This is a genomic window from Ectothiorhodospira variabilis, from assembly GCF_022227625.1.
Taxonomy (GTDB): Bacteria; Pseudomonadota; Gammaproteobacteria; order Ectothiorhodospirales; family Ectothiorhodospiraceae; genus Ectothiorhodospira; species Ectothiorhodospira haloalkaliphila.
Genome location: NZ_JAJNAO010000005.1, coordinates 22,426 through 37,318, shown reverse-complemented (window position 1 = coordinate 37,318; position 14,893 = coordinate 22,426). Strand labels below are relative to the sequence as shown.

Here is a 14,893-nt window from a genome sequence, read left to right as displayed (position 1 = left end):
CCCCCCGCAACCTCGGCGTGTAGCTGGGCTACCTCTCACGGGAGTGTGGGGTTGTTTTTTTTTGCCGCGTGAACAATACATCCACTTGGTGGTTTGGCGTTGTGACAATTTCCTCTAACCGGGGGAAACGGGGTCTGGTTAGATAGTGTGCAATGTTGTAGGGATTGGGGAGCTGGTAGGCCCTGTATCCTGAGCTGAAGAACGATTGAAATATCTGTATCGCATCTTCGTGACCTCTAGGATACAGTTCGGGTGTTACTTCTAATATCCATTCGGTTCCTTCGGAAAATTCCTGAAGTCGAGGGAGTAATGGAGCTAATACTTCGAGTTCCGCGCCTTCAACATCGATCTTGATCAGCCTTGCGTTCGTGATGGTCTTGAAATCAATGACATCTTCGAGGCGGTATGATTGGACTTTGCCTTCCAGGATAAACCCTTCCTGTTGTGCCGCCTTTGCCACGCAAGTAGATTGGCCTAGATTTCGCGCGCCACCCGACCAAAAGTCACGTTCGCCGTGCTCAGAGCCAATTAAAGCCTTTATAGAAGTAATATTGCTTATGCGGTTTCGCTTGATGTTTGCAGTAAGTTCATGATAAATGTTTGGGCTTGCCTCTAGGGCAAAGACCTTTCCGTGCTTCCCGACTATTTCAGAGCCAAGCAACGAGTAATATCCCACGTTTGCTCCAATGTCGATAAAGGTGTCTCCAGTCCTAAGGGTTGCTGAAACATAGGCTGTGATACTTGGTTCCCACACACCCGTCATGTAGATCGAGGTCTGTACTGCGTCGGGTGGCGCGACATTGATTAGATGCCCGGTTTGTGTTTTCGCTTTTCTTGGTGTAAGTGTGGTTCGCCAAAGGCAGTATTTGTATGCCTGCTTCCAAGCGGCTATTTTCTTGAAATTAAAGGGGCTGTACCTGATGTAAGTCCTTAAGATGCTAAGGTACATGTCTGCAAAGGCGGTCTTGATCTTTCGTTCCTTCATTAGGGATGGTTCTCGCAGAGGCCTAGGAAGTATCTACTGTAAGTTGTGGTTGTTCATGATGCTATGAATAAAGGCAGTTCGTGGAGTTCTTGCATACCCATCAACATCATTACCCCAAAGGGCCTGAATGAAGCTCAGCGGAGTTGGCGTCCGCTGCAGTTGCAGTTGGCCGGCGCAGATTATTTTCGGTGTTTTCCCAAAAGACCCTTCATGACGACAGACGGTTTCTTCAGTATCTTACAGATCGATCTGACGCTGCTATGCAGGTAAATTGTCAAATTAAGTAGGATGCACGTAGTATTGACTTGGCTGTCAATCGCTAAGGTGTCTCTGCCTAACTTGTGGGCTTTGTAACGCCGCTCAGTTAGATAGTGTATTAGCGCTTTATAGTCTTCTTCTGGAAGGTTATGGCTCTCAAAGTATATTAACTTGGGCCTTGTGTCGCAGAGATTAGAGTTGAATATAACAACATCATCATATCCCTCGGCATCGATTTGAAGGACATCGATAGGTGTCGGCCAGTTCAGCTCCTGCAATAGCGTTTTGAGTTCTTTGGCGGGTATGTTGAGGACGTCAATCGCACTATCTGGGTCAATGTCTTGATCAGTGAGTGCTTTTTCAAGGTGGGATTTGATTGCTGAAGTGATTCCTGTTGCCGCCCTATATGATGGCCACCCTTTTGCGTAAAAGGGTTGAAAAAGGTCCCAAAACTCTCTTTTCACCGCGTAAAGGGTTAACGTTCCTTCTCTACCAATTGCGCAATTCGCTATCTGGTGTGAGGGGTGTGATGAGTAATTGCTTTTTAAATGTGGAATTAGCAGCTTGTTTGGTTCTATGAGAAGTATGTTAGTTGCGCTTGCTCTGCTCATTACAAAGTCATAAATGGGATCGTTTGTCTTGCCGTCATTGGCCCCTACAGCAACAATATTAATTTTGCGCTTTATCGCTATGAGCGATCTTAGTGCTACTTCGTATGTGTTATAATTCCGCATGATTAAGAGTCTCTATGATGGCCGTTCATTATAGCATATAATCATGTCTTTTCCCCGCGTGCACATTGCCGAAAGATGTCTGCAGGGAGCGCATCGTTACTACTCGGTCGCGTCAAGCGACAATGTGGTATGGGGTGCCGGTATTCGCGAAGGCGCATAACTCCTCGAGTAACTGGTTGCACGATGGCGGTTGCGCATCAAAGTTACCTTAGAATCGCACTCAGCAGATCCATATTACCGGCATGCAGGCCGGTGGCCGACACACCGCCGGGCAACGAAACGGTCAGGCCTTCCGCGGATTCCAACCTAGCGGGGGCTGGAGCCGCCGGGGCAAATCCGGTGAGCACCGCTCTATCTGGTTAGGTAAACCGGACAGCTTCCTGCGCCAATAAACAAACCGACCACCATAGGCCAGCGACTCCTGTTTGCAATAGGCCGTCCCGGACAATCCGGATGATCGCCACCGCGTTATATTCTCCTGCCAAAGTTCATCGCCTTCGCGGGCCATGCCGATTCCGCCTGAGAATGTGGGGAATCAGTGTGGTGAACCTCAGGCCGGTAGGGTAGGTGATGATTCTCTGGCGTGCCTACGTTCTGTGGGGGCCGGGAGCGGGCGGCCGCACGCCCGCAGCTACACGGCCACAATTATTTTTTCGCCACGATCCAGGTGACAATCGGCCATAGTGGATCATTCCTTATCGCCAGCTTATGAAGCGGATGCCACTTTGCATTAGGGACTCCAGTAAACCTGAGGCCATCCTTTACTACCGACCACACGTCGCAGTTACCCCAGCCACCAACGTCAATGATTTGCTGCCAATTAGAGTGCAACAGCAATAGCGCGTCTGGCGAAAATCGCCAAAGATCTTTCGGCCCATAATGTATTGGATTTATGAAACAGGTCGTATGAATGGCTATTCCGCCCGGGCGGAGAACTCGATAACACTCATCGATAGCTTGCTGGGGGTTGCCCTCGACATGTTCGAGCACTTGATCTGTAAGAACAAAGTCGAACGAGCTCTCATCAAAGTCAAGAGAAAGGAGGTTATGCTCCGGGTAATCTGCCGTAACAATCTCGCTTGGCTGAAGGCCAGTCAAAACGGATAAGTCTTCAGAGCCGCTGATAGATAGCGCTCGACCCCCGCTGGTAGGCAATTTCGCCCTAATCGAATGAAGGTGGTTATACATATAGTAGCGCGTAATATGCGGCCCCCGGGGGAGGCCTCGCATTGATAAGCGCCATGCGAGGTTTCTGAGCTTTCGATATTTGTTCATTTTTTCCGCGTAAATGTTCTGTTGTCCATAGCGTGCCTTATCCAAGCCCCGACTCCGGCTACGACGCAGCCGCCTCGGCCTGTACATAGTGCGGCTGACAATCGCAGGCCTCATGCCCGCCGTAGCTATCACAGTATCACCGAAGCGCGTCACTGTCATAAACCTTGTCGGATACGATGTAATCACAGCGAATTACTGGGCGGCCTATCGATCCGGGCAAATGAGCACGCCCCACCACCGGCTTGAACCATCTGGAACCCGCATGCTGACACGGCGACAACTCAAATGCCAGCGGGTGTGTCCATGGCCGTCGCTAATCAAGTGGATCTTGGTGGTCAGGTCGTCGCGAGTGCGTCCTAGCGTGTGGTCTATGGGGTCTTCAGATCACCCTTTGTACCACCTCTAGGAGCAGTGCAAGTCGATGTCGAGTCAAGCATCCACGTCTCCAGTTCCTTCAGGTCTTCCTCGCGAAGCAGCAATCGCAGGCGCCCCAGTTCCGCGTCGTAATTACCGTCACTTGTCGCCAGTGCAGAGAATCCAGCGAATACCATTGTTCATCTCAGGATCTTCATGGCGGCGGGGCATAAGCTGTGGTGTCGATGCGATTTCCTTGACCCGCCTGCGTCGGAAAGCTCGTACTGCCCTACCGCGAGTGACCGAAGCCTGGCGCCCGCTCTTGTTCGCCGATACCGAACGGGAACATCGGGCGCAGGCCGACCCCGTCGCACCGGCCACACGCTCCGATGCAGCGCTGGAAAAGGTCGCCACCAAAACACTCGACGATGGCACGCCTGCCCACAGCTTCCGAACCCTGCTGAACGAACTGTCCACCATCGTCCGTAACACCTGCCGCCGCCGTCATCATGAGGCCGAGGAACCGACGTTCGAGCTCGATACCAAACCCAACGCCAAACAGCGTGCTGCACTGGATCGGATCAACGATATCCGGTTGTAGCCAGACGCCTGAACCTTGAATCGCTGATTAAATCAATCGATTCAACAGGTTAGATTGCTTGGCAGGCTGAAACTTCAGCTTAAGCGTTGCGAGCGAGCGCAAAGTAGGAGTATGTGGCAACTGTTGCCCCCCCCTACGCAGACTTGATGATGGACCTGAGGTAGCGTTCATACCGGTAGGCAATATTATTGGGGTCTAACTCGGATCGTAAACTGTATTTGTATGCTCTATCTGAAAGCTTTTGCCACTCTTGCTCGTCACACCAAACATGATTTAACGCTTGGTGCCAAGCTGGCATATTTTGCGGCTCCACCAAGAGGCCTCCAGGCCCAACGGACTCCGGGAGGCCCCCGATGTCACTCGCTAGTACCGGTATGCCAGAGATATGCGCCTCGGATGCTATGCGTCCCCAAGCTTCTTGCCACTGAGAAGGAGCAATCAATACCCGCGTTTGTGCGTAGACCTTTGCCATCTTTCGCGTGGAACGATGCCAACTAATGTTGCCAAGCTGCTTTGTCTTGGTTTTTAGGGCGGCTTCTTCGCTGGGAGGTATGTGCCAACTCTTCACGAAAAGGAATGGTATGTGTGGGTTTGCTTCAGCTAGCTGTAGCGTTACATTTAGGCCCTTTTTCACGATAGGGTTGATGAGGGTTACGTGCCGGCCAGGTCTTCGGCAAGAATAAAGTTCTTTGTGGAATATGTTATGAATTGTGACGGGCGTTATTCCGTAGCATTCTGCGAATTCCCTGGCTACGAAGTTGGAGCATGCGACGACTCCGGCCGGTGTTGACTGTTTCATATCTCCAAGGGAGTGAAACTCGACATCACGTTGATGTAGCACGGCGGGTATCCCAGAGTTATGAATGGTAGCAACTACGTTCATTGTGTCGCCGCCGCATGGTTGTACTACCGCAATGTCGGGTTTCCATCTTGTGAGTGCTTCGTGGAGGGCGCGATTGTAGTCCCAGCCTCGTGCAACTGGGTAGCCGCACGAATAGTCCACCGGTGCGGCTATGCCGGTAACCTTGCGTCGAATCCTGTTGGTGATGCCAAGCGGGCCGCTCGATATGAGCCCGGCCACGACGAAGCACTCATGGTTCCGTTTTCTTAGTTCCAAAATCAATGAGTGAGTAGAGGATTCGGCCCCACCAAATCTCTGCGGCGTGTAGGCCCTGTCCGTCGCGAATAATATCCTCATTGTGTCCTCGTTGGTGGAGCGAGCGAGCTTTATGGTGGTATATCCTACCATCAAAAGTTGCGTTCCAGTCTAGCCGGAGAGCGATTTTCGAGTAAAGCATACCCAGAGCCGGGAAATTGTCTTGGCTTTACTCTTCGGGGGATACACGCCGGCATCTCCGTTATACCCCTGAGAATCTGGCGCGTCAGACAAGGTGGTGCTTACAAGGGGTGCCTAAGTTACTAAAGCCGACTGAGCAAATATGAATCCCCATGTTCTTTTTTGACATATTGTCTTCGAAGGCGAGTGGCTCTTTAGGGGGGGGGCATCATGGGCACAGGTCTTACCGGTTACGCAAGTGCGGCGGGATGCGATGCGCTTATTTCATCCCAGGTACCCTTGGTCAAGATTTTGCCTTTGTCGATTACGATGATCTCATCGCATGATCTTACAGTCGATAAGCGATGCGCTATGAGTATTATTGTTTTAGTGCCAGAAAGTTTCTTTATGGAGCGCATGACTAGCTTTTCAGTTGCATTATCCAGCGCGCTTGTGGCTTCGTCGAAAAACAGAACATCAGGGTTATTGTAGAGCGCTCTGGCGATTCCGATGCGTTGTCGTTGTCCGCCGGACAGCCGGACGCCTCGTTCTCCAATGATCGTATTATAGCCGGACGGAAGTTCGGATGTGACGAAGTCATGCAATTCGGCTAGTTTGGAGGCGTGGATGACGCTGGCCATGTCGATTTCGTTTTCCGGAATGCCGAGCGCAATATTTTCTTTTATGCTCTGATCCGCAAGGAAGATGGTTTGAGGTACATAGCCTATTGATTTTTGCCATTGTCGGGAAGCAGCGTCGGTCAGTTTAGTGTCATCTATAAAAACGGATCCATTGCCTGGTGTCAGGAGCCCGAGCATGATGTCCGCGAGTGTGCTTTTTCCGGACCCGGAGTGTCCAATAATTCCAATGGTGGTATTGGCTTTGATCGAAAGGGATAACTGATCGAGGGCGAAGCCTTTGCTGTCGGGGTAGCGAAAGCTAATATCTGTTAGTCGAATCGTGTGTTTTGGGCGTAGTCTGGACTCGTTAGTATTCGAAAGAGGCAGTGTTTTGGGGGTGTCGGATTCGAGGTCTTCCAGAACGTTATCCACGGCAGGCAGGTTGAACCGCATTGCGGTAAAAGTGCTGAATATTTTGTGAAAGGCAGGTATTAGCTGCCTTGCTGCGAGGGCGTAAACGCCAATGATTGGTATTGCGTTTTCAATGCCCCCTTCTACTGTAATTAATAGTGTGACGAGGATTAGAACCCCCCCAAAAGTAAATGCCTCGATTGCATATTGGGGGGTGTCGTTTAGTAGCGATGAATTGGCTTCGTGTTTGGCTAGCCGTTTGGCGGGTTGGCGGTATCGCTCCAGGTAATTGTCTTCTCGTCCCAAGAGGCGAATCTCCTTTGCTCCCGTGAATGCTTCTGCGGTGGCAGTGTACCGTTCCTTGTTGGCATCGACTCGGTCTCTACCGATCTTGTTAAGCCACTTTCTTGCGGTCAGGTAAATGGTGAGATATATGACGCCTATGATGGAGGCAGCTAGAATAGAGATCCAAGGGTTAATGGCAATTATGAAAGCGAGAACAAATCCGGCGAGCATGATTTGGCTCAGTAGTCTCATCGCCGGGAGCAGGGCGCCACTAATGGCCTGGCCAGTTTCATGGAGTACAGTTTTGGCCAGATCGCTCGAGTTGCGGCTCAGGAAAAAGCTGTATGGGCGTCTGAGGTAGTCTTTCATCAACCTCCTTGACAGCTCGTATTGCTGCATATGTGTGAATCGGACAATGGCCCAAAAGGTTATCGCCTGTAATGCTGTTCCAGTGACAAAAATTATGAAGGCAATTATCCCTAAAGTGTAAAGAAAGGACTGTGGCGATGCGAATTGCAGCGTTTCGTAAACTGCAGATATCCAAGGGGTTTCTTCTATAGCGCCGGGATTTGAAAGTACGTTAAGGAATGGCATAATGGATGCGATTCCGATGGTCTGCACGATCGCGGTAACAATCATGAGTATCACGAGTGCGTAGACCTTTATCTGATCGTCTTTGTTGATCAAGGCGTGTAGTTTTCTAACAGTTTCTAACATGGTGTGGTTATCACTCGGGGGTACCTGATGTTTAGTTGGGATTTGTCGGGGGCGAAGTTTCGGGTGTCGCGCTGGGTATGCGGTTACGATAAGCGGCGGTTATCGAGCTCATTAATGAAGTGGGGCATAAGTTCAGGTGACGTGCTTATGGTTCATGCTGCTTGGCGCACTACTAATGGGTTTCGTGGGCGACCGGTTGAAATGATCGATACGCTAAAGGAAGTCGTTGGTCCAGATGGATTGCTTGTCATGCCTTCATTGACATACCAGAACGAAAGTTCTCGGGAGTTCTTGAGTAGAGAGATTCCGATGGATGTACGCCGCAGTGCCTCAAGGATGGGGTTATTGTCTGAGGTTTTCCGTAGAGGAAAGGGGGTGTGGAGGAGTTTAAGTCCGACTCACCCATTACTAGCGTGGGGTAGCCAAGCGAAGGCCTTCCTGGAAGACCACGATAAAGTATTGGTGCCCTTTGGCTCTGGCTCACCCTTTTCTCGCTTGCTCGACATGAACGGCAAGATATTGACCATTGACGCGCCCTTTTCGGCAGTGACTTTCACCCATTTCATTGAGGATCGTGTTGCTGAAACCATCCCCGTGCCATTGTACGAGCCTGAGCCGATGGAAGGAATGGTTGTGGACCATGAGGGGACTTCACGGAAGGTGCCTGTAAAAGTGATCAGTGGTGTCGCGAATCGGTCAAGGCGGGATCACGTGCTGGAAGCGGAGTTGCTTAAGCAGGGGGTGTTGAAGCGCCGACGTGTGGGCAATACCCGGTTTGGCCTGCTGGATTGCCAGGCCATGACGGAGGTCGTGGACCATATGGTGGCTTCCGGACGGCATTTTTTCGATTCACCGCAATGATTCCGCAGTTTTTTTTGCGCTGCTCCCCTCGGGGCAGCACAATAACCGATTTCCAGGGCGCCTCTTGAGCCCATGAACCGGTAACGCATCGGTGCCGCCGGTGCCCCAGACAAGCCAGGGTGTGGATATGGCGATTACGGATACATTGCGTCAATACGGCCGTGTGATGGGAGACAGGCTGGGCATGGGGCTGCATGCCCCGCGAGAGATTCGGGATCACCTGCGGGGGGCAATGGATTGGCTCAAGCGTGCCCAGGATGCAACACCCGATGCCGGTGTTGCCCAGACCTGGTTGGTGCGTTCCAGCCGCTGGGCACCGTCCTACCCTGAGACCACGGGCTACATTTTGCCCACATTCTACCGCTATGCCCACCTGACCGGGGATACGGATGCCCTTAGCCGTGCCCGGGCCATGGCCGACTGGGAATGCGAGATCCAGTTGCCGGAAGGCGGTGTGCTGGCCGGTGCGCTGGGCAGTTCGGATCAACCCACCATCTTCAACACCGGCCAGGTGCTGTTTGGCTGGGTGCGGGCATATGAGGAGGAAGGCGACGAACGCTATCGGGAGGCGGCCGTCAAGGCGGCTGCCTGGCTTTGCGATGTACAGGATGAGGACGGTTGTTGGCGGCGTTTCGGGTCGCCATTCACGAGCACCGCAGTCAATACCTACAACACTCGCTCGGCCTGGGGCCTGGCACGGGTCCATCACATCACTCAGGAACCGCGGTTTCTGGCGGCGGCGGTGCGCAACCTGGAATGGGCGCTGTCCCAGCGCCATGACAATGGCTGGTTGCCCCACAACTGCCTGCAGGATGACGCCCAACCCTTCCTGCATACCATTGCCTATGCGATGCGCGGATTCCTGGAAGTGGGAGCCTACGCACAGCGGGAGGATTTCATGCACCAGGCCGTTACCATGGGAGACGCGGTGCTGGCCTCTCTGCCGCCGGATGGCTATTTGCCGGGACGATACGATGCCCGCTGGCAACCGACGGTGAACTGGTCCTGCCTGACGGGCAATGCCCAGATCGCCATCAATTGGGGGCGCTTGCACCAGCTCACCGGCGAGGATCGTTTCCGGGAGGGGGTCAGCCGGGTGAATGGCTTCACCCGTCGGACCCAGCGCCTTCACGGCGGCATCCCGGATGAGCGCGGTGGGATCAAGGGCTCCCACCCCATCAATGGTGGCTACCATCCCTGGCAGTATCCTAACTGGGCCGCGAAGTTCTTTGCCGATGCCTTGATGATGGAAGAATCCATCCTGGCCGGTGCCGGGCGCCCCGCCACACTGTCCACCGACGCCGACTGGTCCTGAGCCCATGGAATCCGTGCACTGGGCCCGGGGTCGACCGGTCAACCTGATTCCCAAGCGCCCCGCGACGATCCTGTACCTGGAGACCGGCGTGGGGTTCGGCGGGGCGGTGATCAGCCTGCGTACCTGCCTGGAACACCTGGACGCGGCCTGTTTCCGTTCCGTGGTGGTGCACTCCCTGGATGATCCCAAGTTTGCCTCTTTCCCTCCGGCGGTGAAGACGATCCACCTACCGCGACGGCACCACGGGGGGAATGGTCGTGGTCGCCCCATCTGGCAACGGCTGGATGCAGAGATATTCCGCTATGCCCACCACCTGGCCCGTATTGCCCGCACCGAGCGGGCGGATCTCATTTATCTGAATAATGATTTCATCGCCAACATGGCCGGTGTGATGGCGGGCCGTTTGGCTGGCTGCCCGGTAGTGCTCCATGAACGCAACATTCCCAGCCCGGACTCCCGGCTGGCGGTGTTTCTCACCCGCTGGATCAGTCGTTTCCTGGCCATTTCCGGTCCCGTCCGTGAGGGGTTGCTGGACCTGGGCGTGGTGCCCGAACGAATCACCATGGTTCCTGAGGGATTGGATCTGGCCTCTTACATGCCGAGAGATAACGCTCAGGTGCAAGTGGTGCGTGAGCGTTTGGGTGCAGGTGCGGGAGATCCGTTGGTGGTGATGGCCGGCATGATCATGGACTGGAAGGGGCAGCACGTGCTCATTGAGGCGGCGCCCAAGGTGCTGGCCGATCATCCTCGAGCCCGCTTTATCTTGATTGGGGAACATCCGCCCGGCCGTGATGACTACCTGCGGTCGTTGCAGCAGCAGGTGAGCGCCCTGGGATTGAATGATGCGGTGCATTTTGCTGGTTATCAGGAGGATGTGCCCTTGTTCATGCAGGCGGCAGATGCCGTGGTTCATGGTTCGGTGTCACCGGAGCCGTTTGGTCGGGTGGTGATCGAGGCCATGGCCATGGGCACACCCATCCTGGCCACCAACATCGGTGCGCCGCCGGAGATCATTCGTGATGGCGAAACGGGTTTTTTGGTGGCCCCGGGGGATCCTGCAGCACTCGCCCATGCCCTCAACCGGGTGCTGGGAGACGCTTCCTTGAGAGAAGGCATGGGTCGGGCGGCGATGGCCGAGGTGGCCCAAAAGTATTCCGTGCAGCGCCATGCAGGCTTGATACAGGCTGTGTTCGATGAGTTGTTGACACCGGATTTTTCCTTGAATCTTTACCTGGGGTGAATATTTCGATGAGTGCTGTGCCGCGCCGTCGGGTGCTGATTGTGGCGGTGGAGTTTCCGCCGGCGAAAGGGATCGGTCGGTTGCGGCCGCTCAAGTTCTGCCAGCATCTTCAGGGGCTGGGCTGGGATGCCGCTGTGCTCACGCTGGCCGAAGGGGACATGCAGCCGGTGGACAGGGCCACCCTGGATGAAATCCCTACGGGCACCCCGGTGTATCGGGTGGCCTTGCCCAGGCCTCGGGACCGCGTGATTCGTGGTCTCAAACGTTTATTGGGACGTGCTCCAGCCGATGGCTGCGAGGATCCCGCTACTCGTGAGGAGCAAGGGGGCACCAAGCAACCCGCCTCGTTCCCTGCGCGGGAGGGCGGGCGTCTGGATTGGGCCAGGCGCATGGTGGCCTCGGTGGATCGTTTCGTTCATCGGCATTTGCAGATCCCGGATGACCTGGTGCTGTGGTGGCCTCCGGCTGTGCGCCAGGGAGCGAAGGTCGTGGAGGAGTTTCGCCCCGACGTGATTCTGGCTACGGCACCTCATTTTACGTCGCTGATCGTGGGGGCCCGTTTGTCTCGCAAGACCGGGGTGCCCTGGGTGGCGGATTACCGTGACCTGTGGACGGGGGATGTGTTGCGTGCCTGGGTGCCGGCCTGGCGGCAGCGGTTGGAGTTGGCCCTGGAGCGCCGCGTGGTGACCACCGCCGGTGCGGTGGTAACCGTCTCGGGGCCCAAGACCGAGGTGATGCGTAAGCGCTTGCCTGGGCTTGCGGATGAGGATCTGGTGACCATCACCAACGGCTACGATCCGGAAGAGTTCGAAGGCGTTGCAGCGGAGGGACGGGAGCCCGGCGTGCTGCGCATCGTATATGCGGGGCGGTTGTTCAAGAATCGGCGGGGGTATGAGCTGCTTGAGGCGGCGGGGGCTTTAATCAGGGAACGCCCCGAGCTGGCGGGGTGCTTCCGGTTTGAATATTACGGGGGGCGGGCCCCGGAGATCGTCGCACGCATGGATGAGTTATTGGCCTCACACGGCCTGGAGCAGACGTTTTGTTTCTTTCCGGATGTTGCCTACGCGCGCTCCAAGGCCTTGCAGAAGGGTGCGGATGTGCTGCTGCTGATCGTGGATGGTGGTGAGACCACGTCGGGGGTGATTCCTGGCAAGCTGTTCGAATACATTGCCGCCGGGCGACCCATTCTGTGTGTGGCTGAAGACGGAGCTACACCCGAGATTATCCGCCGAGGGCGCCTGGGTTGGGTGGAACGCCCCGGCGATGTGGAGGGCATCAAGGCGCGTTTGGCGCAGATTGTTGATGCGACGGATCCCTTCCCCACGCCAGATGCCGCCTACGTGCGGGGGTTTGAGCGGCGTCATCTTGTGAGCCGATTGGCGCAGGTGCTGGAACGCGTGGCCGGGAAACGGTCATCGTAATGGATGACTCCCTGGGGCGCGTCCAGGTGTTCGGCAGTCTGGCGGCGTTGCCCGAGGGGTGCCAGGCACTGTTCGACGAGGCTGCGCCCCATCATCCCTTTTGTACCTGGCCGTGGTTCGAATGCATGACGAACCATGCTCTGGCCCCCGGGGACGAGCCTCGTTTTCTGGTGGCTTGGGCGCCTGGCGGTCAGCCGGCCTGCGTGTTGCCCTGCTTGGTGGAGAAGAGCCGGCCGAGGCGGTGGCGAGCCTTGCAGAACTTTTACGCCCCTTTTTTCAGGCCGGTGATGGCGGGGGGCGGTTTGGGCGAACAGGGGTTACGGGCGATTGTAAGCCATCTGCGCGAAACCCCCGGGCTGTGTGACGCACTGGATTTGGGGCCCGTTTGTCCGGATGACCCATTGATGGGACAACTGGAGATGGCATTACGGGAGGCGGGTTTCCTCGTGAAGCCCTATTTCCGTTTTGGCAATTTGTATCTTCCCACCCAGGGTGTGGGTTGGAGCCGTTATCTGGCCAGCCGGCCTGGAGCTCTGCGGAGTACCCTGCGCCGTAAAGCGCAGCGGCTTGAACGCTTGCATGAGGTGAGGTTTCGTCTGTATGAACATACGAAAGACCTCACTGAGGCGGTTGCGGGCTATAAGGCCGTGTATGCCTCCAGTTGGAAGAAGCCGGAGCCTTTTCCCGGTTTCATGCCGGGGTTGATTGCCATGGCAGCGAAGGCAGGCATGTTGCGGTTGGGGGTGCTGGAAGTGGAGGGTACCCCGGTGGCGGCACAACTCTGGCTGACCCACTACGGGCGGGCCTATATCTACAAGCTCGCCCACGATCCTCATTTCGACAGCTTTTCCCCCGGCACTTTGTTAACGGCGTACATGATGGCGGTTGCGTTGGATCGCGACCGGGTGGTTGAGGTGGATTTTCTCACCGGCGATGACGCTTACAAGTGGGATTGGATGACCCACCGCCGGGAGCAGTGGGGCCTGCTTGCCATGAACCGGGGTACCTGGGTTGGCCGCGCGCTGATGGTCAGGGAGTTTGCCGCGGGCCGGATGGGGTGGTTGCGGCGCCAGTGGTCTGCACGTTTTCGCGGGTCCTGACAAAGTCGCGCGCGGGTGGTGTGTTGGCTGTTGAGTCCAGGTTGCGCACGTGAGCCGGCTGGGTGCTGGGCACCTCGGTTGTGTCCAGTTCCCGGCGCAGGATCACCGTGATGGCCAGCATGACGAACATGAGGTCAAAGTAGGCGCGATCCAGGAAGGCTCCGGCCACCAGGTAGCCAAACAGGCCCACCTGGATGGCCCAGGCGAATTGCCCCATCCATTCCTTGCCTGGAATACGCCGGGACTGCCTGCGTATTCGATTGAGGGTGAGCAGGGTGAACGCTATCATGATCATGAAGACTGCGAACCCGCCGATGCCGTGATGGCCAAGCAACTGGAAATACAGGCTGTGCGCCACGCGTGCGGTGTTGGGATCCCAGGGGCCTATGAAGTTGGCATAGCTTAGCCAGCGTTCGTTCCCCATGTACACACTGTTGAAACCGGCCCCCAGCAGGGGGTTTTCCTTCGCTATATTCCAGTTGACGCCCCAGGCCTGGACTCTTTGCATGGCGGAATGGTCTTCTTCGTAGGTTTCGATGGTTCTCCAGCGATCAAGCAATTGCTCCGGGAGGGTGACTCCGATCACTGTGATGGCCATCACCGCTGCCAGTACCAGGCTGCCCTTCCTGCGCATCTTCAAGAATATGAACGGTGCGACGGCCAGCAGGCCCAGCAGCGCTCCCCGGGAGTAGGTGAAGATGATGGCCAAGCCGGTCAGCCAGAATACGCTGTAAGCCGCATATCCGGTGACTTTGGGGTAGCGTGAGAGGATGCCCAGATCCACCCAGTTCTCCCGGAACATGCGGGCAACGATCAGCAGCATGGGCAGCACCATGATCATCGCCAGACCCAGGTCGGTGTTGCCACCAATGAAGCTGGGGCGTGGCCCCCACACCATGTAATTTCCACCGGTCAGGATTGAAAAAAGCCCCCCCTTGAAGCCGTAAAAGCCAATGGACGCAGCCACTACCAGGATCAACAGCAGGGTGCGGGTTTGGCCATGGATGAGCATGAGCGTGACGAAGGTCATGAGCAGGATCTTGATGACCGTGTCCCACTGGATCCAGGCCATATCAGTCCAGGCGAAGAAAGTGGTCATGGTGATGTAACCGGTGAAGATCACCAGCATGACCACTTCGCGGGTGAAGGGCAGAGGCTTGCGGTCGCGGGTGAGCACCAGCGCCACCAGGGTGACAGCCCCCACCATCATGGCCACCGGCATGTCGGTGATGAAGGACCACCCCAGTCGGTGCGGGTTCATGAGGCCGATCCAGTACCACATGAGTACCCCGATCCAGGGCATGAAGAGGATGAAGGGCAGGGACCCGCCGATGATGGTGATTAGCAGTATGTCGCGCATGGGCTATCGTCGGGTGGTGAGTGGGGGCGCGTCGCCGAGGCTATGTTAGCATTCCCGCTTCTTCATAAGCCTTGGATCAT

General features: G+C 55.8%; 13 protein-coding genes. 6 read left to right on the top strand and 7 right to left on the bottom strand.

The window, feature by feature from the left end; all coding sequences use genetic code 11:
- Nucleotides 1-28: 28 nt before the first annotated feature.
- From LPW30_RS07365 to LPW30_RS07355, 4 genes are all read right to left on the bottom strand, one after another.
- A complete protein-coding gene (locus tag LPW30_RS07365) occupies nucleotides 29-985 on the bottom strand; it encodes an FkbM family methyltransferase (protein ID WP_239680467.1) in 957 nt (318 codons plus the stop codon).
- A 179-nt stretch (nucleotides 986-1,164) separates the two neighbouring features.
- Entirely contained in the window at nucleotides 1,165-1,977 is an 813-nt protein-coding gene (locus LPW30_RS07360; RefSeq protein WP_239680466.1) for an FkbM family methyltransferase, read from the bottom strand.
- Between the two features lie 283 nt (nucleotides 1,978-2,260).
- Nucleotides 2,261-2,485, bottom strand: coding sequence for an IS66 family insertion sequence element accessory protein TnpA (gene tnpA / locus LPW30_RS16200; protein WP_420797713.1), 225 nt, complete (start codon nucleotides 2,483-2,485; stop codon nucleotides 2,261-2,263).
- A gap of 137 nt (nucleotides 2,486-2,622) precedes the next feature.
- Nucleotides 2,623-3,297, bottom strand: a complete 675-nt coding sequence (locus tag LPW30_RS07355) for a class I SAM-dependent methyltransferase (protein WP_239680465.1) — start codon at nucleotides 3,295-3,297, stop codon at nucleotides 2,623-2,625.
- Nucleotides 3,298-3,928: 631 nt separating this feature from the next.
- On the opposite strand from LPW30_RS07355, the gene LPW30_RS07350 reads away from it, so the two are divergent.
- On the top strand, nucleotides 3,929-4,207 hold the full coding sequence (locus LPW30_RS07350; RefSeq protein WP_239680464.1) for a hypothetical protein: 279 nt from the start codon (nucleotides 3,929-3,931) through the stop codon (nucleotides 4,205-4,207).
- Nucleotides 4,208-4,340: 133 nt separating this feature from the next.
- On the opposite strand, the gene LPW30_RS16195 is transcribed toward LPW30_RS07350, so the two are convergent.
- Both LPW30_RS16195 and LPW30_RS07345 read right to left on the bottom strand, forming a co-directional pair.
- The gene (locus LPW30_RS16195) at nucleotides 4,341-5,405 is read right to left on the bottom strand and encodes a glycosyltransferase (protein ID WP_420797716.1); all 1,065 of its coding nucleotides are present in this window, start codon (nucleotides 5,403-5,405) and stop codon (nucleotides 4,341-4,343) included.
- Between the two features lie 329 nt (nucleotides 5,406-5,734).
- Nucleotides 5,735-7,516 carry an ABC transporter ATP-binding protein gene (locus LPW30_RS07345; protein ID WP_239680463.1) on the bottom strand — a complete coding sequence of 594 codons (1,782 nt, stop codon included), beginning with the start codon at nucleotides 7,514-7,516 and terminating at the stop codon, nucleotides 5,735-5,737.
- A 27-nt stretch (nucleotides 7,517-7,543) separates the two neighbouring features.
- On the opposite strand from LPW30_RS07345, the gene LPW30_RS07340 reads away from it, so the two are divergent.
- The 5 genes from LPW30_RS07340 to LPW30_RS07320 all read left to right on the top strand — a co-directional run bounded on the left by LPW30_RS07340 (nucleotide 7,544) and on the right by LPW30_RS07320 (nucleotide 13,453).
- On the top strand, nucleotides 7,544-8,377 hold the full coding sequence (locus LPW30_RS07340; RefSeq protein ID WP_338018814.1) for an AAC(3) family N-acetyltransferase: 834 nt from the start codon (nucleotides 7,544-7,546) through the stop codon (nucleotides 8,375-8,377).
- A 100-nt stretch (nucleotides 8,378-8,477) separates the two neighbouring features.
- Nucleotides 8,478-9,692, top strand: coding sequence for a hypothetical protein (locus tag LPW30_RS07335; RefSeq protein WP_239680461.1), 1,215 nt, complete (start codon nucleotides 8,478-8,480; stop codon nucleotides 9,690-9,692).
- A 4-nt stretch (nucleotides 9,693-9,696) separates the two neighbouring features.
- A complete protein-coding gene (locus tag LPW30_RS07330; protein ID WP_239680460.1) occupies nucleotides 9,697-10,932 on the top strand; it encodes a glycosyltransferase family 4 protein in 1,236 nt (411 codons plus the stop codon).
- Between the two features lie 8 nt (nucleotides 10,933-10,940).
- Nucleotides 10,941-12,353, top strand: a complete 1,413-nt coding sequence (locus tag LPW30_RS07325; RefSeq protein ID WP_239680459.1) for a glycosyltransferase — start codon at nucleotides 10,941-10,943, stop codon at nucleotides 12,351-12,353.
- The gene (locus tag LPW30_RS07320) at nucleotides 12,353-13,453 is read left to right on the top strand and encodes a GNAT family N-acetyltransferase (protein ID WP_239680458.1); all 1,101 of its coding nucleotides are present in this window, start codon (nucleotides 12,353-12,355) and stop codon (nucleotides 13,451-13,453) included. Before LPW30_RS07325 ends, LPW30_RS07320 begins: the two co-directional genes overlap by 1 nt.
- Here LPW30_RS07320 and LPW30_RS07315 read toward each other — a convergent pair.
- Nucleotides 13,383-14,813, bottom strand: coding sequence for a putative O-glycosylation ligase, exosortase A system-associated (locus LPW30_RS07315; RefSeq protein WP_239680457.1), 1,431 nt, complete (start codon nucleotides 14,811-14,813; stop codon nucleotides 13,383-13,385). The two genes, LPW30_RS07320 and LPW30_RS07315, sit on opposite strands and share 71 nt — an antisense overlap.
- Nucleotides 14,814-14,893 lie beyond the last annotated feature (80 nt).

Coding starts and splice junctions, on each gene's coding strand:
- LPW30_RS07365 (WP_239680467.1), bottom strand. CDS start 985: ATGAAGGAACGAAAGATCAAGACCGCCTTTGCAGACATGTACCTTAGC.
- LPW30_RS07360 (WP_239680466.1), bottom strand. CDS start 1,977: ATGCGGAATTATAACACATACGAAGTAGCACTAAGATCGCTCATAGCG.
- tnpA (WP_420797713.1), bottom strand. CDS start 2,485: ATGGCCCGCGAAGGCGATGAACTTTGGCAGGAGAATATAACGCGGTGG.
- LPW30_RS16195 (WP_420797716.1), bottom strand. CDS start 5,405: ATGAGGATATTATTCGCGACGGACAGGGCCTACACGCCGCAGAGATTT.
- LPW30_RS07345 (WP_239680463.1), bottom strand. CDS start 7,516: ATGTTAGAAACTGTTAGAAAACTACACGCCTTGATCAACAAAGACGAT.
- LPW30_RS07340 (WP_338018814.1), top strand. CDS start 7,544: ATGTTTAGTTGGGATTTGTCGGGGGCGAAGTTTCGGGTGTCGCGCTGG.
- LPW30_RS07330 (WP_239680460.1), top strand. CDS start 9,697: ATGGAATCCGTGCACTGGGCCCGGGGTCGACCGGTCAACCTGATTCCC.
- LPW30_RS07325 (WP_239680459.1), top strand. CDS start 10,941: ATGAGTGCTGTGCCGCGCCGTCGGGTGCTGATTGTGGCGGTGGAGTTT.
- LPW30_RS07320 (WP_239680458.1), top strand. CDS start 12,353: ATGGATGACTCCCTGGGGCGCGTCCAGGTGTTCGGCAGTCTGGCGGCG.
- LPW30_RS07315 (WP_239680457.1), bottom strand. CDS start 14,813: ATGCGCGACATACTGCTAATCACCATCATCGGCGGGTCCCTGCCCTTC.